This is a genomic window from Pseudoalteromonas sp. MMG024 (assembly GCF_021654175.1).
In the GTDB taxonomy this organism is placed as follows: Bacteria; Pseudomonadota; Gammaproteobacteria; order Enterobacterales; family Alteromonadaceae; genus Pseudoalteromonas.
Window position 1 is genome coordinate 297016 of record NZ_JAKFZO010000001.1, and the last position, 23033, is coordinate 320048.

Below are 23033 nucleotides of genomic sequence, written 5' to 3' on the forward strand. Positions count from 1 at the left end.
TTTAGTTACATGAAGTCTATAAAATTTTTGGATAGAAACTGGATACTGTTATTCGTTTCACTGTTGTTAGGGGGCATTGCTGCTTGGGCAGTGGGAAACTATCTAAAAGTAAAAGAGGGAGAGATCAAACAACAGTATGCACGTACCGATATTGTTAAAGTGCCTGTAGTAGTGGCGGTTTCACCTTTGTCACGAGGTGATGTAATAACTCCTGAGTCAGTTGTTGTACGTGAAATCCCAAGTGACTATGTGCCAGATGATGCAGTGCACCCAAATGACTTTGGACAAATCGCGAACAAAATCATGCTAAATGACGTACAACCAGGAAAGCCGATTTTACGTTCTTATGTACCAAAAACGGGTCAACAGCAGTTCTCTGACATCCTTCAAGATGGTCGTCGTGCAGTAACGATAAATATTAATGAAAATAACTCTAATGCAAACATGTTAAAACCTGGAGATTTCATTGATTTGTATTTATCCCAAAGCCAAGATGAAAAAAGCCTGCATTTAATATTAGAGCGTGTGACTGTGCTAGCGACAGGGCGTCAGAGCATATCTGAGAAGGACAAAATCAAACAAAGTATTTTTGGCGAGAGCGAAGATTATTCTACAGTCACTTTGGATCTGTCGGTTAAAGACGCGGGGCGAGTATCATTGGCACAAGAGTATGGAAACTTCGTGGCATTACTTAGAAATCGTACTGATGAACTTAAAGTTACAAATCGCCTAGTAAAAGAGGCTGACGTTTTTTTACATAACGAAAGAGAGCATCACGTTGAATACATTATTGGTGGCAGCGGTGGTATAGCTGAAGGCGTAAACAGTCAAAATAAAATTAAAGAAAATTTAAGTACATTGAAATCATTCGCAAATAATGTGAATAACAAGTTTTAGGGATAAAAATGAGAAGTTTATTTTATTTAGCGATGTGTGTCGTAGCGCTTTTTCCTAGTTATTTGCTGGCAAGCATTAAACTTGATATGCATGTGGGTGCTATAGAGGTTTTGCCGGTTTCTAAAGTTACGCGAGTGGTGGTTGGTAAAGGTGGCATCGTTAGTGCGAAAGTATTAGATGACAACCGCTTATTACTTATTGCCGAAGAGTTTGGACAGACTGAAATTCAAATTTGGGATGAGGCAAACAATACTAAAAAGATTTATGTCAATGTAGATTCGGTCAATATGGAGCAACTTGTCGAGCAAGTACGTGTGCTAGTTGCAGGATTGCCCGGGGTTAGCGCCAAACAAGTTGGTTCACTCGTTGTTTTAGAGGGTGAGGTGAGTAGTGAAACAATGAAACAAGCACTTAAATTGTCTCAGGTTATTCCAAACTTAACCTCAATGCTTAGTTTATCTCCTCAATCGGTTGATCTTAAGCACATGATCCGCATGGATGTGCAAATTGTTGAAATGCGTAACAACACATTAAAAAATGTTGGTGTAAAGTGGGACAATTCAATGGCAGGCCCTGCTTACGGTGGAGTAAAGAACTTTGTGCATAATGATTTATTTGCAACGTATACACAAAGTGATATTGGCGACAAAATTGTTGAGTCTATCGGTGATGTTGCAATCGGAGGCAGCGGTTATGCGTCATTTGGTATCGTGACTGGACTTGCCTCGCAAATTCAATTGTTAGACGAGCAGGGAGATTCCCGTACTTTGGCAAGACCGACGTTAAGCACTCGAAGCGGTGAAAAGGCTAAGTTTTTAGCGGGTGGTGAAGTTCCTATTCCAATTACTGATTCTAATGGCGGGCTTAATGTCGAATATAAAGAGTATGGCGTTAAATTAGAAATTGAGCCGACATCAGATGAAAGTGGCAACATCGTGTCTTATGTAAAAGCGGAAGTTAGTGCTATCGACCCGTCGGTTACGGTTGCCGGTTACCCAGGTTTTCAAACCCGTGAAACAGAATCAGTTGTGAATGTAAGAAATGGTGAAACACTCGTAATCTCAGGGCTGGTTAATAGTGATATGTCTAAATCTGTTAACAAAGTACCATTGTTAGGCGACATTCCAATTTTAGGAGAGCTCTTTAAATCTCGCGACTTTATCGACAAGAAAAGTGAGCTTGTGATACTAGTTACACCAAAAATAGTGCCAATTGAAGACGAATCTCATCAAAACCGTTTAAAACGTGCTAAAGAGTTGATCGGTGACGCTGAAAAGCTCGACATGTTTAATATCTTGGATTAGTTATTATGTTTGAGATAAGTATAAAAACAGCTAAGGGTACAGATGTAGGCACAGTTCGTTGCAGTGAACCATCTTGTTTGATCGGTAAAGACAAGCATCACCACATTAAACTACACGGTTTTAAAGTGTCAAAAGAACACGCTAAATTATATTACCGTCCCGAAGGTATTTTTTTAGAAGACAGAGCGAGTCGTACAGGTACATTTGTTAATAGCCAAAAAATTGAGTCTGCAGGACCTTTATCGGAGTCTGATAGAATCGAAATTGGTGGTTATCATATTTACGTAAAAGCTGAAAACAAACATTCTTCAAATTCTAACCAATCGTTTAATACAAGCGCGTTAACAAATAGACCTTTAGGCGCAGAACTCGAAACTGACATTTCAGTTCCGAGCAAGCCAATACCTGAAACTAAAATCGAAGGTCATGATTTGGCTCAAGGTGACAACGACGAGACACGACAAAAAATTAGAGAGCGTAATGAATGGCGTAGACGTGTTCACAAGGAGCTTATTAATCAGATTGATTTACGACGAGTCAATGTATCTGAAATGTCTGATGAGGAATTGCGCTCTCAAAGTGGAAATTTAATCTCAAACATAATTAAAGGATTAAGTGTACCTCCGCATATTGATGGACAAGAGCTCGCTAAAGAGGTTTTGGATGAATCTGTTGGTTTAGGCCCTTTGGAAGCACTCGTTAACGACAAAGATGTGTCTGAAATTATGGTAAACGCTTATGATGAGATCTTTTATGAACGTTCCGGAAAGCTTTTTCTTTCAGATATTAGCTTTACCGACCAACAAGCAGTGCTTAGTGCAATTGAGCGAATAGTGACTCCAATTGGGCGCCGCATCGATGAAGGGCAGCCAATGGTTGATGCGCGCTTAAAAGATGGTTCTCGAGTCAATGCAATAATTCCGCCATTAGCATTAAAGGGACCTTGCATCACAATTCGTAAGTTCATGGAGAAGAAGTTAGAGATAGAAGATCTCATCAACTTTGGTTCGATGAATGAAAATATGGCTAACTTTTTAAAAACAACTGTTTTAAATAAGCGAAATGTCGTTATTTCTGGTGGTACAGGCTCGGGTAAAACGACGTTACTTAATGTGTTATCAAACTTTATTCCAGATGACGAACGTATTATTACAGTGGAAGATGCTGCCGAACTTAAGCTCTATCAACCTAACTTAGTATCACTGGAAGCAAGACCACCCAACCAAGAAGGCAAAGGTGCTGTTGAAATTCGAGATTTAGTCAAAAACTGTCTACGTATGCGCCCGGACAGAATTGTAGTAGGTGAGTGTCGTGGCGGTGAAGCGTTAGACATGCTGCAAGCGATGAATACGGGTCACGATGGTTCTTTAACTACCGCTCACGCAAACACACCGCGAGACTGTATTTCCCGTCTTGAAGTCATGGTTATGATGGCGGGAATGGATTTACCAATAATGGCGATACGCGAACAAATCGGCTCAGCAGTTAATATGATTGTTCAACAATCACGTTTTAGCGATGGCTCAAGGCGTGTTACGTCAATTACAGAAGTTACCGGCGTAGAAGGTAACACCTTGCAATTGTCTGAAATCTTCAAATTTAAGCAAACAGGGTATGACCAGAACGGGAAGGTCGTTGGGCACTATATGGCTACAGGTATGGTGCCTGAGTTTTATGAAAACCTCCGCGATCGTGGTATTGATGTAGATCTCAGTATCTTCAAACCTGAGGTGCCAAATGTCTAGTATCTTACTGATGGCAATAGTTGGGATATCCGTTGCTATTTTGGTGTTCGGAGGCTCTTTTATTTCACAAGAGTTAGCGCAAAAATACCATGAAACCTTCAAATACAATGCGAAGCGTAACCTTTCAGACATGTTTCTATTTATTGAGCCTGGAAAGCTTTTTGTTGGAAACATTGTCTTAATGGTAGTCACTTTTATTGTTGTGTGGGCTTATACAGGCGTATGGTTTGTTGCGTTAATTGCCGTTATTGGTATGGCAATTTTACCGCCTTATTTGTACAAGTATTTACAAAAACGACGTCGTAAAAAGTTTATTCAACAATTGCCTGATGGATTGAATATGATCTGCGCATCAATGCGCTCAGGTTCAAGTTTAATTAACGCCATCGAGGCTATGGTGCAAGAAGCTGAAGCACCAATTTCTCAAGAGTTTTCGCTCTTTTTAAGAGAGCAGCGGTTGGGAGTCGATTTTATGGAAGCCCTGGACAACATGGTCGAAAGAATGCCTGAACAAGACTTTAAACTGGTAGTTTCGGGTATGCAAATTTCGAAAGAAATCGGTGGCAATTTGGCAGAAACGCTCGAACGTTTAGGCGAGACTCTTAGAAAGAAAATAGAGATGGAAGGTAAGATTGACAGTTTAACTGCGCAAGGTCGAATTCAGGGAATTGTGATGACGTGTTTACCTATATTTCTGGGGTACGTGCTTTATCACATGGAGCCAGTACACATGTCACGATTGTTTACAGAACCGATGGGGTGGATTGTCATTGCTGGGTCATCAGTCATGTTGTACATCGGATATTTCTTTATTCAGAAAATAGTTAACATAGATGTTTAGAAGGTAAAAATGGTTTATTGGATACTTTTTTTCTTTGGCGCATCAATATGCCTGGGTATATATAGCGTTACTAAAATAAAACAGGAAGTGCCTGAAGATACGCGCGATTTTATGGACCCACTGCCACCATCGTTAAAGATAATATGGCCTTTGGTTAAAATTGCCTCCCACTACATCGGTGAACGTTTACCAATTGATTACTTGGTTAAAACCAATAAAAAGCTTCAAATCTCTGGTCTTTCTTACATTATCTCAGCAGAAGACTATTTTGGCATTCGTCTTGTTGTGTCAATAATATGCGGTTTAATGACGTGGTTTTGTTTATCTGCTTTGGACTCTATGGCGTTAGACTATATTGTTTTCGCGTTGATTGCTGGTTACTTTTTGCCGTTAGTCACGTTAAGTGATTTGAAAAAAAAGCGTCAATTAAAAATAGTTAAAGCCCTTCCTGTTTATCTGGACTTTATTACGATGGCGGTGGAAGCAGGCCTTAACTTAACAGGTGCGATTGCGCAATCTGTCGATAAAGGCCCTGAAGGGCCATTAAAAGTAGAACTTGAAAAAGTAATGCGAGATTTACGTTCTGGTGTTGGCAAAATTGACGCATTTAGATCGATGGCTGAGCGTGTCCACATAAGTGAAATCAACAACTTAGTAAGTGCTTTAGCACAAGCTGAACGTACTGGTGCGAGTTTGGGTTCTACGTTACGGATACAAGCTGATCAAAGACGAGTAGAACGATTTCAACGTGCTGAGAAAAAGGCACTAGAAGCGCCTGTTAAACTTGTGTTTCCTCTGGTTGCATTCATATTTCCTGTGACATTTGCAATCTTATTTTTCCCTATCGTTATGAAATTTATATACGAAGTGTGAGTTATGAGAGTTAATAGACTAATGCTCGATGGTGAGTACATAGCAGGTTTTGATTTGGGTATTGCAGATTCAATTTGGTTACGCTTTCGGGGATTGCTTGGACGTAAAATATCAAATAATTTTGGTCTAATTATTATGCCTTGTAATAGCATTCACACAATGTGGATGGCCTACGATATCGATGCAGTGTTTTTGGATAGTAAAGGACGTATAACTTCAATACATCAACATTTAGCACCTTGGAGATTCGCGCGATGCAAAAACGCAAAAAACGTATTGGAGCTAAAGTCTGGTAACGCAGAGAAGCTTAAGTTAAAAGAAGGGAGTGTAATTTCATGGGGTTAAAATTTATTCGATGCATTGCGTTCGTGTTTGCGATAATACTCACACAAGGATGTTCAACTGCAAATGCACCGAAAAGTGCTGCACAAGAGAACAATATTGATTTATTGGTGTTAGAAGGTAACGCAGATACAGCATACAAATCTGGTCATTTAGAACTAGCTGAAGGGCTTTATCGTCAATTGCTTTCGTATAAAAAAGATTATGCACCAGCATGGTTTCGGTTGGGAAATATTTACACCCGCACTAACCGTCTTGACGCGGCGGTTAATGCGTATCAAAACAGCATATCAAGTGACAACGAGCATGCAAAAGCTTGGCACAACCTTGCGATTGCACGTGTTAGACAAGCAACTGATGTTTTAATTGAAGCTCAGAACCATTTGGTGGTAGACACCGCGGCGAAAGATAGAATGGACCAACTGTTTCTTGAGCTAATGCGGATTCAATCAGCTAAGAATCAGGGATCGAAAGTAGCGAGCTATGAAAACTTATAATGTTAAAAGGGGCCAATTGGGACAATCGATGGCTGAGTTTTCAATTAGTCTGCCATTTTTAGCTCCGATAGTACTTGTATTAATCATGCTTTTGATTCAATGGGCGACGATTTACCGAGACAAAATGACATTAAACGCAGCAACGTTTGATGCCGTGAGATCGGGGACATTGAATCACGGTAGTATGGCAAAAATGCGAGAAGCGTTAGCACAAGGTATGACACCATTATTTATGCGTGATGAGTCGTCTGGTATTGAGGTCGGTAGAGCTTATTTGCTTGCAAGAGCTTATGTTGAAGGGAGCAATATGCTTGGGGTAGGTGCGCAAATTAAACAACTACATCCTACCAACGAAGTCTACGAGAAACATAAGGTTTTAAGAAAAGATGGCAGCGGCAATGTCTGGTATGAAATCCCAAACGATAATTTAATGTATCGAAATCCAGTACAAAAGCATATTAAAGGCGATGTATTTCTAAATGTACAAGATGCCAATTTACTCAAGATAGAAGTAAATTGGTGTAAAAAACTTGAAGTACCCATTGCCAATTGGGTAATCGGTAAAATCTTAACGTTTACCGACGTTTCAATTAATCCATTTGACGAAAAATATGTAAATTATGTACCGAGTACTCATCAACTTGGTTGTAATGCGCTCGGCCTAGTATCGGGCGCCGATGGTACATTTAATATTAACGAGTATTACATTTCACTTAAGTCATACGCGATTGCGAGAATGCAAACCCCATATAGACAACAAGATTCATCTATACCGGATATAAAAGATTAGAAAAAGGACAACTAATGAAGACTAAAACGCTTATAGCGATGTTTTTGAGTGGTGTAATGTCACTCGGATTAGCTGGATGTAACGACCCTATAGAAACAGAGCCTGATACGGTACAACCAGATGATGGAAATGGGGGGACTGATGATGGAAACGGAAATGATGGCACTGACGGTAACGACGGTGGTGATGTAATTGATCCTTCGACAGGTACATGGGAAAAAAATGACGAAGATGGAGATGGTACACCTGATTTAGAGGATGACTTACCTTTCGACCCTAATGAAAATAGTTATCCGGAATTCTTTGAACAGGAGCCTAATGACAATCCATCAATTGCTAATCCAGTAAGCTTAGAACATGGGTTTATCGTTAATGGTGTGATTTCTTCAAACCTTGATAAAGGCGATCTATTCGCGTTCGAAGTGCAAGACACTAAATTTATTACCGCGATTTTTAGAACAGATGCACCAAGGTTTTCACCACAAGTTTATTTGTCAAATGCAGACGGTGAAGTGCTTGAATCTTATGAAATGTATCGTTCAGTAAGTCCAAACGTTGTGATTGTTAACTTTCAAATTCAAAATGCCGGTACATATAACCTAAGTGTAATGGATAACAATTACGCCGGTGGAAGCGACCTAATATACAACGTAAGTGTTTTTACCGATGAAGATGTAGACGCTTTTGATGACATGAAGGAATATGCATTTGGATCTAGTCTAGTATCTCAAGATAACGATAAAGATCGGATTAAGGACGGCTTCGAGTACGCGCTTATGGCTGCACCAAGTCATATTGATTTCGACGAGGATGGTATTCCAAACTGGTTCGATGAAGATGCGGATGGAGACGGATTTAGTGATGAAATTGAAGGTATCAACGATCTAAATAACGATTTTTTCCCAAATTACATCGATAGGGATTCGGACGGAAATAATATTGACGACCAGTTAGAAAGTGGCGACCCAAAAAATCCCAATAATTTTGACAATGATTCGTTTATCGACCACTTAGATTTAGATGATGACAATGATGATATTCTTGATGTATATGACCAAAAGCGTTTGGAACACGCATCGCGTATTACCGCTATAGAAGAAAACGGCATCATGCTGCGCTGGGCGAATAATGTAACGTCAACAGCTTATACGGTAAGAGATTTTGTTAGAGCTGGAGACAAGGCTGAGTTAATCGTAAGTGGTTTAACAGAACAAACGCAGAATGTTGTGGTGTCATACAAAGTAAACGGCGTCGTAACAAATTCAAAGCCTCAAATCACGCAAGATCAAGATAATAATTATAGATTGGCTTTAGAGGTACCAAATACTGTTGGTAATGGTTATCTAAAAGTAGCCTATGAAGGAGATTACATTTCTGAGGAAATGCCTTTCACTGTACACGAATCAAGTTTACCGCTGTTGTCTAATGAGATTAGAACGATAGGAGAAAAAGACTTGTTAACGTTATCAGGTGATAATTTTGATAACGACACAAGTGTGTTTTTTGGCAGTAAAGCGGCTAAAGCAAGCTTGATTGACGAAAACACAATCACGGTGCAAGTGCCAGAAGGCATCACTGGTGGTTCATATTGGGTTACTAACACACATGGCGCAAGTAACGCTGTTAGTTACATATTGAACACAAATGTTGAATTTAATGTAACGTCAAACAATGTAAAGGAAATTACCCATATCGGCGGAATTTTACCTAGCCATGGTTCCGCTATAACAGGAAATACATTTGAGCACCAAGTACTCGGTACCCAACCTGAAGTGATTTATAGCTATACAGTAAATCAACAAGGTGAGCGTGAAACTTATTTGAGTACGCTGTTGGTTCCTGGTCAACGTAAAATCGAATTTAGTGATGAGTCTACAGCGAGTTCAGCACTGGTTGCTTATCTTGATTTAATGTTATTAGGTGCGGGTATTGGACCACAGGAGTTTTTAGAGAAAGTCGCTGAATTTGAGGAGTATAAAGACTATATCGAACAGTCTGTGGCTTATTTAAAACAAGACTCGGCGTTTTTCTCATTTACTGAACCTCGTCAGGAGCGTATTGCGCTATTGAACCAATATGGACGTAAAATTTTAGACAAAGTAACTAGGCCTAACAGTGCCGAAAAGCATCGAGTTGCTAAAGCCAGTGGTGAAACTGGCGCGACAAATAAATTTATTTCTACCAATACTGATACGTCAATTGAACCAAGTATTGTTTCTTACCCTGAAACTAACGGAACTTGGGCGCTTTTCGATATGTCTATGGAGGCAACTACCTTTCTAGAGAATAAGTTTGTTGCCGGACATAAGTGTGGTGAAGGCGTAGACCCTAAATGGCACGAAGTGCTTCATTACGATGGTTGTGTCGAGTTACAAAACCGAAGCCAATTGTACTTAAGTTACCGTGTATATGAGGTAAACCCCATGACCGGTAACTTAAAGGACGGTGCTTTAAATAACCCACTTCAAGAGCATGTCGATACGCCTTATCACAAAGATATGATGGGACCTACGAGTGGCACTTTCCTTGGATTAGAATTTTGGTCAGCTGATTCATTAATTGATAAATGCGTTTATAAAGACTGCTTGTATCAAATAATCACGCCTGGTGTAGATGGCATCTATGGCATCAGTCCTTTTAGTTTAAAAGGTACCGAAAGTTATAATTTATCGGGCCAAAAAGCTAAGAAAATGTTAGCGATTAGAACGATCATCGATAACATTGTAATTCGCTTTTACAATACGCTAATTGATGCTGTTGGAATTGGTATACCAGCTGACAACGCCAAAAAAGCTAAAATGGTACGCGATGTTATTATGGCAGTATATCAGCATATGCCTGCAATCACAGATCAGGTTGAAGCTCTAGCCGCTAAGGACACTGTGACTGAGCAGGATTGGAAGGATCTTGCATATAATATTGGTCAAGAACTTTATAAGAAAGAAATTCAACCAATTCTAACGATGGATATGAGTAAATTGCCAAACATACCGGTAGGCCCAGCTACTCAGGCGATTCTTTCTGCCTATGAAATTCAAATGCCTGATTTTAGGAAGGCACTTGCTGAAAAGCTTGCTAAGAAATTATTCCCTGGTTGGGGGGCCATAGACACGGCATATGATGCGTCGATGGTTGCGTCCGCAATGATAGATATGGCTAAAACGCTAAAAGATATGGCGGCGGTTCCGACAAAAATCGACTATGTTGTTTCGTGGGGGCTAACGCTTTCAGACATCACACCACGAACAATTTTCAAAGATAATACCCAAAAATCATTTGAGATTGTCGGCAGTGGTATGGCTGTTGTAAAAGGAATTTGGGACGACGAACCAGAAGTAATTGTTATTGATAGCGTTACGGGTAAAGAGCTTGATACTGATGTTCAGTATGTAAACAAAGAGGGTACAAAACTAACATTTACACTCGATAATATCCAACAGATAGAAGAAGCAGTTGGTCCTCTCACGGTTTATGTTAGACATCGAGGCGATGAAGCAAAGTTAGGTTATGAAATACTAATTGACTCTAGTCTTTCAATCACAAATGTTACACCTAATAAAGCGCCACCCGGAACTGAGGTAACAATTGAAGGCGTTGGGTTCAGTACAAAAATTTCAGATAATAAAGTTACATTCACAGGCCCGAATGATACACGAATCAGTGCGACGATTGTTTCAGCCACTACCGAAGTGCTCGTAGTTAAAGTGCCGAATCAGGTTCAAACCGGCTTTATTACTGTTGAAGTAAATGGTGATTTAAGTAACGAATATCCTTTCTTCGGTCCAAGTCAGCTAGAAATTATATTTGGCGACAACGGCAACTTTAATGATGACGTTTACAAACTATCTGTAAATGGCGCAGTTAAATATGACAACAGCTCTCCAAAACGAAAAGTAGGGCCTGTCTATGTATCTCTAGATGAGGGAACACACTCAGTTGAACTTACGGGTATTCGAGCTGATGATGGTATTGGTACGTACTACATACAGTTCGGCGGTGATGTTTTAAGTGTTTCCGGCGATGCGCAGTCAGGCAGAGATTTATGTCCTGATGTTGTTAAGCGCTATCAAGTAGAAGTAGGTCAATCAGGCACTCATTATCAAGCAGTTACACAACATGTAATGGTAAAACAATCTGAATTTGCACGCTCAACAGATGACGAATGTGCAGCGAAATAGTTAATCTAAATAAAGCCCTTTTTTAAGGGCTTTTATAGGAGTTGAAATGAAAAAATTATTCTGTGTTGTATGCTTGTTTTCACTAGGTCACGTATATGCTTCCGAATATAGTGAGCAAGAAAACCAATGTGCAACAGCGTCAGACATTGTAACGAACCAAGACTATGATACGTTTAAATCATTTTTACCGGAGGTACTGTCGAATAATACCGGTGCGCTTGAACGTTTGGTTACAAAACAACATAACAAGTACTTTGGCTCTCGATATAACGGCATAGCAAACTTTAAAACAACTGATTATGAGCTTATAAAGCAACCTCAAAGTCATAAGGTTTCTTCAGTTCGAAGGAGTCATGAAAAATGGGGGGCCACAAAGCTATTACGAATCAGGTATACATTTGATACAACGATAGTAAGAACTCAAAAAGAACAATCAGTTGGTGGATATTGTGAGTTTGGATATATAGATGATAACTGGTATATGCTGAACTTACTTAAATAGAGCGCAAAAGTCATTTGTTAGAGAAGAATTTAACGCTTGTATAAAGGTCAACTCGCGCTCAAGTTTGACTCTAACAATACGTGACCTTAACTGGTAAAACAGTGTATTTAATCACTTAGCAAAGGATAAAGATGAGTAAGTTAGCAAATTTATTATTTCTTTCGCTGTTTACAACCAGTGTAATGGCATCTGGGTCAGTAATAAGTAGTCAAACTGAAAAAGACACAGATCATGATAAAGTGTTTGATATCTATGACAGTTCGCCAGAGCAAAAAGTTAAAACAATGTCGATAGAAGATTTGCCGATGATTCAATTGTCACGAATATCAGGCAACTTCAATAACAAAATTGAAAAAGGGCGTTATCGCATCGGTGATACAGTTATGATTTCCGGCATGGGCTTAAACCAATTAAAAGAACCCGTTGTGGTAATTTACAATAATCAAGTGACTTACAACATAAAGCAAGTGGAGTTAGTTCAAAAGGGCATCTCATTCAAATTAAAGATACCTAAATCAACTTATAAAGTATTTGTGTATAGTGACAATCAAAGAACTAATGAAATGGATTTAGAACCTTTTAGCGCAAATACACCACTCATTTTTGGCGGTACCTCTGTTATCTTAAACAAAGGTAAAGAATTTACCATAACTGGTACAGGGTTTGACACAGATACAAAAGTTGAATTTGGAGATATAAGTATTAAACCTACGCGAGTATCAAACGATTCATTGTCATTTAAAGTACCAAAGTCAACCAATGTTCGTGATTTTCAAGTACGCAATAAATTCGCGCAAAGCAATAGTATTCGCGTATTCAAGTATAATTAACGATTTACATACCAAGCTAAATAAGGACTGTTATGACATTTAGATGGACTATTTTAGCGCTAGCATTGTCTAGCGCACCTTTAATTGCATCACCAAACTACGGTATCACTGCCAAAAATAATCAAGATCCAGTTTTTATAGAAAAATGCGATGTTTATCAACAAGCGCAAAAAGAGGGAGACTTAGAAACTCTAAAGTCATTTGTAGACAAAGTGTGGTTTGAAGGAAGTAAAGCCAAGAGAGCTGAGCAAGCTCTGTTAAAGAAAGCAGCCCGCTTTGAACAAAGAGTGTCAAAAGCCGGTAACTATATCGTTAAAGAAAAACGTCTTTCAGATAAAACGCAAGATAACTTCGCAGAAGTACTCATAAATTGGACTAATGGGGACAAATTTTCATCAAATGACGGTTGTGTTTTTGAAAAAATTAAAGATAGCGAGTTATGGAGAATTCACTTATAGTGTTTTTGTTTATGAAGGTTGCTTCTTAACAGTGATTTGACTGCTAACATAAATGACAAGGATTGTTATGATTTATCAATTAGTGTTAGTAGCGCTCATATTATATAACGTATGCATTTTTTCAACTTAAAATAGATATACAAGGAAGTACATGAAGAACCTTACTTATTTGCTACCTATCTTATTGTTTACAACGAATGTAATGGCATCTGGGTCAGTATTAAGTAGTCAAACTGAAAAAGACACCGATTATGATAAAGTGCTAGATGTGTTTGACAGCGCACCAGAGCAGAAAGTTAAAATAATGTCGATAGAAGATTTACCGATGATTCAATTGTCACGAATATCAGGCAACTTCAATAACAAACTTGAAAAAGGGCGTTATCGCATCGGCGATACAGTTACCCTGACCGGTATGGGCATCGACAAGATTAAAGATCCTGTGGTTGTAATTTACGATAACGAACAAACGGCGTTGGTTTTACAAAAGACAGCAAAATTGTCATTGGCGCATTAAAAGTAACCCCGTCAAACGTCACCAGTACACAAATACAATTTGATGTTCCCAATAACGCTGCAGGTCTGCAGTTATACGTCGAAAACGCGTCTTCAAAGAGTAACATTGTACGAATTGTTAGTTATTAAAAACTGTTGATTTTTTATGATTGCTTATCGCAGTTTGAATAGCGTATCGGATTGGGTGTTACGTCTAACGACGCGAAAAATAAAATTAACAAGAGCTAAAATCTGATGCCACCATGCTTGATGCGCAGCGTACCTATGCCGATGTAGAAGCGCATATATCCGCAGCAAGACGTAATTTTAATAGCGCTAATCGTGCATTACGTAACGCAATTCAAGTGTTTCCAGGCAACATCATAGCCGCCATGGTTGGTGTGAAAGCGATGGCATTTTTTGAAATTTCTGAATCTGAACGACAGCCGGTTAACGCCGAAGAACTTTTAAACTAGTTACGGGCTTTATAGCAACAAGGAGAGTTTATGTCATCGGATAAACATGAGTTTTCAGATTTTTTGTCGAAAGAAATAAAAGGGTATATTGACGCATTGTCAATACGTTTCAGACGTCATAAAAAAAATGCTACCGATGTACCAGCATCAGACACCTTAAAAAACACGTTTGAACATAAGATCAAACCTAAGTTAGATCTCATTGAACAGCAACGAGATTCGTTTAACAGCGAGTTTGAAAAGCGAAAGCGCCTGCTTAATTTTAAAGGTGTTTCCTGCAGTGGTAACTCTTGTTTTGTTAGTGGTTGCGCTAGGGGGCGATGGTAGTTTCTTTTCTACACTTATATTTGCGTTTTGTATTGGCACTAGTTGGACGTATAAACCAGCGCTTGATTATATCCACTTTTACAAACGAAACGTGATGCCGATATTAGTTAAAATGTATGGTGAATTTAGTTATTCACTGACCTCAGAAATCAAAAAAGACGAGATTAAAAAACTCGCGATCTCACCTAGCTTTGACCACATTGAAACAGAAGATAGCATTGTTGGCGAGCTTGATAATATAGGCTTTCAATTTTGTGAACTAAAGCTTGAGCGCAGTGGTAATAATGGCCGACACACAATTTTTAAAGGCTGTATGGTTAAGTTAACCATGCCCTTTAATTTTAATTCACACACTATCGTTCAGCAAGATCGCGGTAAAGTAGCAAACTTGCTAACAAAAGACCCCAAAGCAACACAAAAAGTTGAATTAGAAAACAACTACTTTGAACAAGCATTCGAAGTATTTTCAACTGATCAAGTGCTTGCTCGCTATATACTTACGCCAGTGATGATGGAACAGATCCTAGCGCTTTACACCATGTTTATGCAAAAAGCCGATGCACAAGGCTTTGAGTGTGAATTTATTGATAACACAGCGATATTTTTAATTAGTTATAAAACTAATCTGATTGAACCAGCGTGGATAAGTCAGTCAGCTTACGATATTGATGCGTTACCACTGATTGAGCAAGAACTTGAATTATTAACTTCTATATCAAAACAACTTAACCTTGATTTAATGGCAGCACGAAAAGTGTCAAATGCACAAATGGCCGTAAATCAATAATCGTTTGTGTGTTTTATTTATGGTTTTATGGCTAGAGCGCTTGATATTAAAGGCGCTCTTTTTATGTAAAGGGGTATTACACAGTGCAAAACAATATGCGTAACTTAGCCTTTATGGCTTTATTTAGCGCGTTATTTGGTTGCAGTTCACATGTTGATAATCAACTAACGGTCTCGGGTTTGGCTTTTTACAACGACAGCAACGAAACCATTGAAAATGTAACGCTTAAAGTAACAGAGACTGGGAAAATGGTGAGTTGCACGCTTGTAGAGCCAAAGCGTTATTGTGCGACAGGTTTTCCGCAAACGCATTATAAAAATGCGAAGCTCTCTCTTAATTGGCAAGTGTCGGGAAATAACGCAGTAACCAATGAGGTTGTATTTACTAAACCCGCTTCGATTGATAGTGATGTAAGTTACATAGCTGTTATAAAATTTAATTCAACTACAGGCTTAGACGCGTTTTTCACTAAAAACCCAAGACCGTTTTAAATAAAAAAAGCCCGATAATTCGGGCTTTTTCATGTTATATAAAGTGAATTATTAATACGCTTCGTTATGAACGCCCGCTGCACGACCTGATGGATCGGCGTTGTTCTTAAAGCTTTCATCCCATTCAAGAGCGGCTTCAGTAGAGCAGGCTACCGACTTACCATGTGGTACAGTTTTCGCTGCAGCATCACCTGGGAAGTGCTCTTCAAAAATTGAACGATAGTAATAGGCTTCTTTTGTTTGTGGCGTGTTAATCGGGTACTTAAACGCAGCAGCTTCCATCATTTGGTCACTTACGATTGATTCAACATGCTCTTTTAAGGTGTCAATCCAACTATAACCAACGCCATCCGAGAACTGCTCTTTTTGACGCCATAATACTTCATCTGGTAGGTAGCCATCGAATGCTTCACGAATAATGTGTTTTTCGATTTTACCGTCTTTACACATTTTACCTTCAGGGTTGATACGCATTGCGGTATCAACAAATTCTTTATCTAAGAATGGTACACGCGCTTCAACACCCCAAGCTGCCATCGATTTGTTTGCACGTAAACAATCAAATTGGTGTAACTTACTTACTTTTCGGTTTAATTCATCATGGAACTCTTTAGCATTGGGCGCTTTGTGGAAATATAAATAACCGCCAAATAGCTCATCAGCACCTTCACCTGATAGCACCATTTTAATGCCCATGGCTTTAATATAACGTGCCATTAAGTACATTGGCGTAGACGCACGAATGGTCGTTACATCGTATGTTTCTATGTGGTAGATAACCTCTTTAAGCGCATCGATACCTTGTTGAATTGTAAAGGTAATAGGGTGGTGTACTGTGCCAATACTATCTGCAACTTTTTGTGCAGCGGCTAGATCTGGCGAACCTTCTAAGCCAATAGAAAAAGAGTGTAACTGAGGCCACCAAGCACTCGATTCATCGTTATCTTCAACACGTTTTGCTGCAAACATTTGCGTGATTGCTGAGATTACCGATGAATCTAAACCGCCCGATAATAATACGCCGTAAGGCACATCACACATCAATTGACGTTTAACTGCTGCTTCTAAGCCTTCTTTTACATCGCTTACTTTTGCTTCGTTATCTTTTACCGCATCATAACTTTGCCAGTCACGTGCGTAATAAGGGCGAATTTCACCATCTTGACTCCATAAGTAATGACCTGGAGGAAACTCCTCAATGGTTTTACAAATAGGTGCAAGTGCTTTCATTTCAGATGCAACATAAAAGTTACCATGCTCATCATGACCGGTATAAAGTGGAATAATACCAATGTGGTCACGGCCAATTAAGTAAGCGTCTTTTTCTTCATCGTATAAACAAAATGCAAAAATACCGTTTAAGTCATCTAAGAATTCAGGCCCTTTTTGTTTATAAAGTGCCAGTAGAACTTCGCAATCTGATTGAGTTTGAAATTCAAAGTCTACGTTTAGGTCTTGTTTTAATTGTTTGTGGTTATAAATTTCACCGTTTACTGCCAGTACGTGTGTTTGCTCTGGGTTATAAAGTGGTTGTGCGCCACTTGAAACACCAACGATGGCTAAACGCTCGTGTACCAAAATTGCTTTTTCTGATGAATATACGCCTGACCAATCTGGGCCACGGTGACGAAGTAACTTCGACATTTCGATTGCTTGTGAGCGCAACTGCGTTGCATCTGATTTAATGTCTAGTACGCCAAAAATTGAACACATACTTCTTTCCTCATTCCTGTCAATTTTTCTTATCTTGGATAAGTTTGTTAATTAATTTGTACCAAACCAAAAATCAAATGTCACATCAAAATGAACAAAAAATAATGATTTATCAATTTGATTGTTAATTCGTTAAAAATTCAAGCTTACAATGATTGGATTATTAATAATTAACGATGATTTATAATAAATATTATCAAATCGATAATTTAGTGTGTTTTTCGCACAAAAAAGTATTTTTGAGCTAGTTTATGCAGTTAATCAAAAAACTTGATTTTGGCTTTAACAAAGACATTTATTAGCCTTTTAATGCGACGTGATAAATTTATCAAGTCGTTTTGTCGATAGGGTTAAAAGAAAAAACCCCTCAATTGAGGGGTTTTTGTTGGGTTTCTCAGTGTTCATTACACCGGGAATGAGGAACTGTTACTGTGTAAGCCGTTTACACTGTCATCTCAGGAATGTCACCTTCAACGATTAACTTACCAGCCGTTTTACTGATAATTTCATCAACGCTTACACCGGGTGCGCGCTCTAATAAATAAAATGCACCGTCTTTAACTTCTAACACGGCTAAATCGGTTACGATTTTCTTAACGCAGTTAACGCCTGTCAGTGGTAACGTGCATGATTCAAGTAACTTTGATTCACCGTGCTTATTGGCGTGGGTCATGGTAACAACAATATTTTTGGCACCTGCCACTAAATCCATTGCGCCCCCCATGCCTTTCACGAGCTTTTTAGGGATCATCCAAGAAGCAATATTTCCTTGTTGATCAACCTCAAAGGCACCAAGTACTGTTAAATCTACATGACCACCACGGATCATTGCAAAGCTTTCGGCACTATTAAATATTGCCGCACCTGTGGCTGCTGTAACGGTTTCTTTACCCGCGTTGATCATATCCGCATCAACTTGGTCACGAGTAGGGTATGGCCCCATACCTAACAAACCATTTTCAGACTGCAGCATGACTTCCATACCATCGGGTACATAGTTTGCCACTAAGGTAGGAATACCAATGCCTAAATTAACGTAATAACCGTCTTGAAGTTCTTGTGCAACACGCATTGCAACTTGTTCTCTTGATAACGCCATGTTGCCTCCTAATCTTTTGTTGTTACACGTTCGATGCGTTTTTCAAAGTTACCTTTAATCACGCGATTAACATAAATGCCTGGAGTATGGATTTCGCTTGGTGATAGTTCACCAGGCTCAACAATCTCTTCCACTTCAGCTACGGTAATTTTACCTGCTGTAGCGGCCATTGGGTTAAAGTTCATTGCTGTGTGGCGAAACACTAAGTTACCGTAGCGATCTGCTTTCCACGCTTTTACAATGGCAAATTCACCGGTAATTGATTCTTCAAGAATATACGGGCGACCATCAAATTCTTTTACTTCTTTGCCTTCAGCTACCGGTGTACCGTAACCCGTTGCGGTATAAAATGCAGGGATACCGGCTCCGCCAGCGCGCATTTTTTCAGCGAGCGTACCTTGTGGCGTTAACTCAACTTCAATTTCACCGTTAAGTAATTGCTGTTCAAAAATCGCGTTTTCACCCACATATGATGCGATGATTTTTTTAATTTGCTTATCGTGTAATAAAATACCTAAGCCAAAATCATCCACACCACAGTTATTTGAAACCACGGTAAGATCAGTGGTTTTTCTACGTTTAATTTCTGCGATTAAGCCCTCTGGAATACCACATAAGCCAAATCCGCCTGCGATAACAGTATCACCGTCTTTAATGCCTTCAAGTGCGTCTTGATAATTGTCGACGACCTTATTAAAACCTGCCATAAAATTCTCCTGAACGAGTAGGGCGAGAAATCGGTTAAGTTAGTTTGGCTTTTAATGCCAGTGAAACTTTACTTGTTGGTTGTTTATTTAATGCTTCACTAATTTGCCAACCTGCTTGGGCTAGCATTTCTAAATCAATTCCATGCTCAATGCCAAGTCCATTAAGCATATAAATTAAATCCTCAGTGGCAAGATTTCCTGACGCACCAGCAGCATAAGGGCAGCCACCAAGGCCTGCAACTGCGCTGTCCACGGTTTTAATGCCCATATTAAGCGCGGTATACACGTTAGCAAGTGCTTGGCCGTAGGTATCGTGAAAGTGTACAGCTAACTTGTCAGCTGATACTTGCTCAAGCAGGGCGTTTAATAATTGTTCGGTAGATTGAGGTGTGCCAACACCTATGGTGTCTCCAAGCGATACTTCGTAGCAGCCCATAGCTAAAAGCTTTTTGGTTACTTTTACAACAGTATCAAGGCTAACAGCACCATCGTAGGGGCAACCCATAACACACGACACATAACCGCGTACTGGAATATTATGTTGCTTTGCAAAATCCATTACAGGTTGAAAACGTGTTATTGATTCATCAATCGAACAATTAATGTTTTTTTGGGTAAAGGCTTCGCTTGCCGCCGTGAATATCGCAAATTCATTAGCGCCTGCATTAAATGCAAGCTCAGCGCCTTTTAAATTGGGAGTAAGCGCACTGAATGTAGTGAGCTCAGTTTTATCAATTTGACTTAATACGTCGCTAGAATCTGCCATTTGTGGCACCCATTTGGGTGACACAAATGCACCGGCTTCGAGATGCTTAACACCCGCTTTTGCAAGCGCGTTTATCAGCAATACTTTATCTTGGGTTGAAACTGAACCTTCATTTTGCAAGCCATCACGAGCACCTACTTCAACTACTTTTACAAACTTTGGTTGCATTAGGCTTCCTCAACTTTAGCAAGTAGGTCACCGTGCGATACAAGATCGCCCTCAGCAAAATAAAATTGGCTTAACTGGCCATCAAATGGTGCCGTTAAGGTGTATTCCATTTTCATCGCTTCAATAATGATAACTGCATCACCTTGTTTAAGGTTATCGCCAACGCTTGCTACTTGCTTGACTACAGTGCCATTAAGTGGTGCTTGTAAACTATTACCATCGTTTTGCTTTTCAGCCACATAGTGCTTACTTTTCAATGCAAACTGGTGGGTATTACCACTGTGCATAATAGCAATAGATTGCTCATCTAATACAAACTTCGCGGTGTGTTTTTCACCATTGATAAACGCCGTGAGGTTATTACCGTTAAAATCGGCATTTACTGCAAAGTGTTCAGTATCGTAAACCAAGGTCATAGCATCGTTATTACGTTGACATTCAAGGTCAAAATCTACAAATGGTAAGGTGTAATGATTACTGGCATTTAAGCTAAATGCGGTAAGCGTATTCCAAGGTGATGTACTTGTTTGACACGTATTTGCATTAATATAAACAAGTGCAGCCATTAGTAATTGCAGAGTCTGTTCTTGCTCATCTTTTTGCGTTAGCTCACTAATGTGATCATCTATAAAATGGGTGCTAGTTGGGCTTTCAATAAAACTTGGGTGATTTGCTAAGGTATGCAAAAAGCTTACGTTAGTCGCAACACCTGAAATGGCTGTTTTCTCAAGCGCAAGTGATAGCTGGCGTAACGCAACTTTACGATTTGCACCATGCACAATCAGTTTTGCAATCATCGGATCGTAAAATGCCGAGATTTCAGAACCTTCAATTACACCCGTATCGATTCTTACTGCTGAAAGATCACTTGTATGCTCATTTGGCATATCAAATAGGCTTAATAAACCCGAAGATGGCATAAAGTCATCACTTGGCTCTTCTGCGTAGATACGTGCTTCGAAAGCATGGCCAGAAATAACAACTTGGTCTTGTTCTAGTGGTAGTGGCTCGTTACTAGCAACGGCTAATTGCCATTCTACCAAATCTTGACCTACCACACATTCAGTAACAGGGTGTTCTACTTGCAAGCGTGTATTCATCTCCATAAAGAAGAATTCATCGCCACACAATAAGAATTCAACGGTACCTGCGCCTTTATAGTTAATTTTTTTAGCGCAGCGTACCGCCGCTTCTCCCATTTCTTTACGAAGCTCTGCGCTTAAACCTGGCGCAGGGGCTTCTTCAATCACTTTTTGGTGACGACGCTGCAGTGTGCAGTCGCGATCGCCTAAATAGATACAGTTACCGAAGTTATCTGCAAAAACTTGTACTTCTACGTGACGAGGCGCCTCAACATAGCGTTCAATCAAAACTTTATCGTTACCAAAGCCTGCAAGTGCTTCCCGCTTTGCACCTTCTAACTCTTTGTTAAATGATGCGCTATCGCGCACCACACGCATACCTTTACCGCCACCGCCATAAGTCGCTTTAATTAAAACGGGAAAACCTACTTTTTCCGCTTCTGTAAGTAAAAAGGCCGGGTCTTGCTTTTCGCCATAGTAGCCAGGTACCAGTGGTACATTAGCTTCAAACATCAGTTCTTTTGAGCGTGATTTTGAGCCCATTGCGTTAATTGCGTCGCTGCTTGGGCCGATAAAGATAATATTATTTTGCTCGCACTTATCAGCAAAATGCGTATTTTCTGATAAAAAGCCATAGCCTGGGTGAATAGCATTTACGCCAGCTTTAATCGCGACGTTTATAATTTTATCGCCATCTAAATACGATTCACGACTTGGTGCAGCGCCGATATGGTAGGCCTCGTCCGCTGCTTTTACATGCTCTGCATGAATATCAGCGTCAGAATAAACCGCAACTGTCTTAATGCCTAAACGACGTGCTGTTTTGATAATGCGACACGCAATTTCACCGCGGTTTGCTATTAAAAGTTTATTGATCATGGTGATGCTCTCTATTGCCAGCTAGGTTTGCGTTTATCAAAAAAGGCTTGCAGACCTTCTTGTCCTTCATCCGATACACGAATTTGGGCAATACGCTCTGCAGTCAGTTGTCGTAAATCGATATCAATCGGTTTGTTTGCTACATCACAAATCAACTGTTTAGCTTGCTTTGTAGCCTCTGGACCATTTTGTAAAATTGCATGAAGTAGGTTGTCGAGTGTATCTTCAGGTGAATCTGACACTTCATGAACTAAACCAAGCGTAAGTGCTTTATCAGCAAAAAACACTTCGGCCGTTTGGAAATAACGGCGCGCTTGTCGCTCACCAATGGCATTAATCACATATGGGCTAATTACCGCCGGGATAAGGCCCAGTTTTACTTCGCTTAGGCAAAATTTCGCTTTCTCATCAGCCACAGCAATATCACAACAGGCAATTAAACCAAGTGCACCACCAAAAGCTGCGCCTTGCACTAAACATAGGGTAGGCACTTTGGTTTCAAACAGTACCTGCATTAAACGGGCAAGTTTCATTGAATCCGCTACGTTATCTTCAAACGTATTCGACACCATGGATTTCATCCAGTTTAAATCAGCACCCGCGCTAAAATGCTTGCCTTCGCCTTTTAATACTAACGCGCGAATATCCAATGTGTTGGCATATTCAATTTGTTGGATCAGTTGTGCGATAGTGTGTGCGTCAAATGCGTTATGTACTTCGCTGCGTTCAATTGTAAGGGTCGCAACTTTTTGTTTTGTTATTGTTAAGGTTACAGACATCACTTAC

The 23033-nt window shown here is 39.6% G+C and carries 22 protein-coding genes and 1 pseudogene; 17 read left to right on the forward strand and 6 right to left on the reverse strand.

Annotated elements, in window-relative coordinates; all coding sequences use genetic code 11:
- Positions 1-9 precede the first annotated feature (9 nt).
- From cpaB to L1068_RS01450, 17 genes and pseudogenes are all read left to right on the forward strand, one after another.
- Positions 10-897 carry a Flp pilus assembly protein CpaB gene (gene cpaB, locus L1068_RS01370; protein WP_010560141.1) on the forward strand — a complete coding sequence of 296 codons (888 nt, stop codon included), beginning with the start codon at positions 10-12 and terminating at the stop codon, positions 895-897.
- An 8-nt stretch (positions 898-905) separates the two neighbouring features.
- The gene (locus L1068_RS01375) at positions 906-2201 is read left to right on the forward strand and encodes a pilus assembly protein N-terminal domain-containing protein (protein ID WP_138629737.1); all 1296 of its coding nucleotides are present in this window, start codon (positions 906-908) and stop codon (positions 2199-2201) included.
- Positions 2202-2206: 5 nt separating this feature from the next.
- Positions 2207-3946, forward strand: coding sequence for an ATPase, T2SS/T4P/T4SS family (locus L1068_RS01380; RefSeq protein ID WP_237128728.1), 1740 nt, complete (start codon positions 2207-2209; stop codon positions 3944-3946).
- A complete protein-coding gene (locus tag L1068_RS01385) occupies positions 3939-4787 on the forward strand; it encodes a type II secretion system F family protein (RefSeq protein ID WP_237128729.1) in 849 nt (282 codons plus the stop codon). Before L1068_RS01380 ends, L1068_RS01385 begins: the two co-directional genes overlap by 8 nt.
- Positions 4788-4796: 9 nt before the next feature.
- Positions 4797-5660: a type II secretion system F family protein gene (locus L1068_RS01390; protein ID WP_237128730.1), complete on the forward strand. Its 864-nt coding sequence runs from the start codon at positions 4797-4799 to the stop codon at positions 5658-5660.
- Between the two features lie 3 nt (positions 5661-5663).
- Positions 5664-6005, forward strand: coding sequence for a DUF192 domain-containing protein (locus tag L1068_RS01395; RefSeq protein ID WP_237128731.1), 342 nt, complete (start codon positions 5664-5666; stop codon positions 6003-6005).
- Complete coding sequence (locus tag L1068_RS01400; RefSeq protein ID WP_237128732.1) at positions 5996-6499, forward strand: tetratricopeptide repeat protein; 504 nt, start codon at positions 5996-5998, stop codon at positions 6497-6499. Before L1068_RS01395 ends, L1068_RS01400 begins: the two co-directional genes overlap by 10 nt.
- Before the next feature lie 28 nt (positions 6500-6527).
- Complete coding sequence (locus L1068_RS01405; RefSeq protein WP_237128733.1) at positions 6528-7289, forward strand: TadE family protein; 762 nt, start codon at positions 6528-6530, stop codon at positions 7287-7289.
- Positions 7290-7303: 14 nt separating this feature from the next.
- The gene (locus L1068_RS01410; RefSeq protein ID WP_237128734.1) at positions 7304-11467 is read left to right on the forward strand and encodes an IPT/TIG domain-containing protein; all 4164 of its coding nucleotides are present in this window, start codon (positions 7304-7306) and stop codon (positions 11465-11467) included.
- 46 nt (positions 11468-11513) lie between these two features.
- Positions 11514-11969: a hypothetical protein gene (locus L1068_RS01415; RefSeq protein WP_237128735.1), complete on the forward strand. Its 456-nt coding sequence runs from the start codon at positions 11514-11516 to the stop codon at positions 11967-11969.
- A gap of 131 nt (positions 11970-12100) precedes the next feature.
- Positions 12101-12799, forward strand: a complete 699-nt coding sequence (locus L1068_RS01420; protein WP_237128736.1) for an IPT/TIG domain-containing protein — start codon at positions 12101-12103, stop codon at positions 12797-12799.
- A 32-nt stretch (positions 12800-12831) separates the two neighbouring features.
- Positions 12832-13257, forward strand: coding sequence for a hypothetical protein (locus L1068_RS01425; protein ID WP_237128737.1), 426 nt, complete (start codon positions 12832-12834; stop codon positions 13255-13257).
- Between the two features lie 151 nt (positions 13258-13408).
- Entirely contained in the window at positions 13409-13774 is a 366-nt protein-coding gene (locus L1068_RS01430; protein ID WP_237128738.1) for a hypothetical protein, read from the forward strand.
- A gap of 232 nt (positions 13775-14006) precedes the next feature.
- Positions 14007-14228: pseudogene (locus L1068_RS01435) on the forward strand (LemA family protein); the annotation flags it as partial.
- Positions 14229-14258: 30 nt separating this feature from the next.
- Positions 14259-14555: a hypothetical protein gene (locus L1068_RS01440; protein WP_237128740.1), complete on the forward strand. Its 297-nt coding sequence runs from the start codon at positions 14259-14261 to the stop codon at positions 14553-14555.
- Positions 14509-15342 (forward strand): DUF3137 domain-containing protein, encoded by an 834-nt coding sequence (locus L1068_RS22120; RefSeq protein ID WP_237128741.1) that lies wholly within the window; start codon positions 14509-14511, stop codon positions 15340-15342. Before L1068_RS01440 ends, L1068_RS22120 begins: the two co-directional genes overlap by 47 nt.
- 95 nt (positions 15343-15437) lie before the next feature.
- Complete coding sequence (locus tag L1068_RS01450; protein ID WP_237128742.1) at positions 15438-15833, forward strand: hypothetical protein; 396 nt, start codon at positions 15438-15440, stop codon at positions 15831-15833.
- 51 nt (positions 15834-15884) lie between these two features.
- Here L1068_RS01450 and asnB read toward each other — a convergent pair whose 3' ends face one another.
- The 6 genes from asnB to L1068_RS01480 all read right to left on the reverse strand — a co-directional run bounded on the left by asnB (position 15885) and on the right by L1068_RS01480 (position 23026).
- The gene (gene asnB / locus L1068_RS01455) at positions 15885-17546 is read right to left on the reverse strand and encodes an asparagine synthase B (protein ID WP_237128743.1); all 1662 of its coding nucleotides are present in this window, start codon (positions 17544-17546) and stop codon (positions 15885-15887) included.
- Positions 17547-17988: 442 nt separating this feature from the next.
- On the reverse strand, positions 17989-18645 hold the full coding sequence (locus L1068_RS01460) for a CoA transferase subunit B (protein ID WP_038641568.1): 657 nt from the start codon (positions 18643-18645) through the stop codon (positions 17989-17991).
- An 8-nt stretch (positions 18646-18653) separates the two neighbouring features.
- Positions 18654-19352 carry a CoA transferase subunit A gene (locus L1068_RS01465; protein ID WP_010560120.1) on the reverse strand — a complete coding sequence of 233 codons (699 nt, stop codon included), beginning with the start codon at positions 19350-19352 and terminating at the stop codon, positions 18654-18656.
- Between the two features lie 34 nt (positions 19353-19386).
- A complete protein-coding gene (locus tag L1068_RS01470; protein WP_237128744.1) occupies positions 19387-20286 on the reverse strand; it encodes a hydroxymethylglutaryl-CoA lyase in 900 nt (299 codons plus the stop codon).
- Positions 20286-22247 (reverse strand): acetyl/propionyl/methylcrotonyl-CoA carboxylase subunit alpha, encoded by a 1962-nt coding sequence (locus tag L1068_RS01475; protein ID WP_237128745.1) that lies wholly within the window; start codon positions 22245-22247, stop codon positions 20286-20288. The genes L1068_RS01470 and L1068_RS01475 overlap by 1 nt, the downstream gene beginning before the upstream one ends.
- A gap of 11 nt (positions 22248-22258) precedes the next feature.
- On the reverse strand, positions 22259-23026 hold the full coding sequence (locus L1068_RS01480; RefSeq protein ID WP_237128746.1) for an enoyl-CoA hydratase/isomerase family protein: 768 nt from the start codon (positions 23024-23026) through the stop codon (positions 22259-22261).
- Positions 23027-23033 lie beyond the last annotated feature (7 nt).

Coding starts and splice junctions, on each gene's coding strand:
- L1068_RS01410 (WP_237128734.1), top strand. CDS start 7,304: ATGAAGACTAAAACGCTTATAGCGATGTTTTTGAGTGGTGTAATGTCA.
- asnB (WP_237128743.1), bottom strand. CDS start 17,546: ATGTGTTCAATTTTTGGCGTACTAGACATTAAATCAGATGCAACGCAG.
- L1068_RS01470 (WP_237128744.1), bottom strand. CDS start 20,286: ATGCAACCAAAGTTTGTAAAAGTAGTTGAAGTAGGTGCTCGTGATGGC.
- L1068_RS01375 (WP_138629737.1), top strand. CDS start 906: ATGAGAAGTTTATTTTATTTAGCGATGTGTGTCGTAGCGCTTTTTCCT.
- L1068_RS01430 (WP_237128738.1), top strand. CDS start 13,409: ATGAAGAACCTTACTTATTTGCTACCTATCTTATTGTTTACAACGAAT.
- L1068_RS01415 (WP_237128735.1), top strand. CDS start 11,514: ATGAAAAAATTATTCTGTGTTGTATGCTTGTTTTCACTAGGTCACGTA.
- L1068_RS01380 (WP_237128728.1), top strand. CDS start 2,207: ATGTTTGAGATAAGTATAAAAACAGCTAAGGGTACAGATGTAGGCACA.
- L1068_RS01400 (WP_237128732.1), top strand. CDS start 5,996: ATGGGGTTAAAATTTATTCGATGCATTGCGTTCGTGTTTGCGATAATA.
- L1068_RS01475 (WP_237128745.1), bottom strand. CDS start 22,247: ATGATCAATAAACTTTTAATAGCAAACCGCGGTGAAATTGCGTGTCGC.
- L1068_RS01480 (WP_237128746.1), bottom strand. CDS start 23,026: ATGTCTGTAACCTTAACAATAACAAAACAAAAAGTTGCGACCCTTACA.
- L1068_RS01440 (WP_237128740.1), top strand. CDS start 14,259: ATGTCATCGGATAAACATGAGTTTTCAGATTTTTTGTCGAAAGAAATA.
- cpaB (WP_010560141.1), top strand. CDS start 10: ATGAAGTCTATAAAATTTTTGGATAGAAACTGGATACTGTTATTCGTT.
- L1068_RS01425 (WP_237128737.1), top strand. CDS start 12,832: ATGACATTTAGATGGACTATTTTAGCGCTAGCATTGTCTAGCGCACCT.
- L1068_RS01465 (WP_010560120.1), bottom strand. CDS start 19,352: ATGGCAGGTTTTAATAAGGTCGTCGACAATTATCAAGACGCACTTGAA.
- L1068_RS01395 (WP_237128731.1), top strand. CDS start 5,664: ATGAGAGTTAATAGACTAATGCTCGATGGTGAGTACATAGCAGGTTTT.
- L1068_RS01460 (WP_038641568.1), bottom strand. CDS start 18,645: ATGGCGTTATCAAGAGAACAAGTTGCAATGCGTGTTGCACAAGAACTT.
- L1068_RS01420 (WP_237128736.1), top strand. CDS start 12,101: ATGAGTAAGTTAGCAAATTTATTATTTCTTTCGCTGTTTACAACCAGT.
- L1068_RS01390 (WP_237128730.1), top strand. CDS start 4,797: ATGGTTTATTGGATACTTTTTTTCTTTGGCGCATCAATATGCCTGGGT.
- L1068_RS01405 (WP_237128733.1), top strand. CDS start 6,528: ATGGCTGAGTTTTCAATTAGTCTGCCATTTTTAGCTCCGATAGTACTT.
- L1068_RS01385 (WP_237128729.1), top strand. CDS start 3,939: ATGTCTAGTATCTTACTGATGGCAATAGTTGGGATATCCGTTGCTATT.
- L1068_RS01450 (WP_237128742.1), top strand. CDS start 15,438: ATGCGTAACTTAGCCTTTATGGCTTTATTTAGCGCGTTATTTGGTTGC.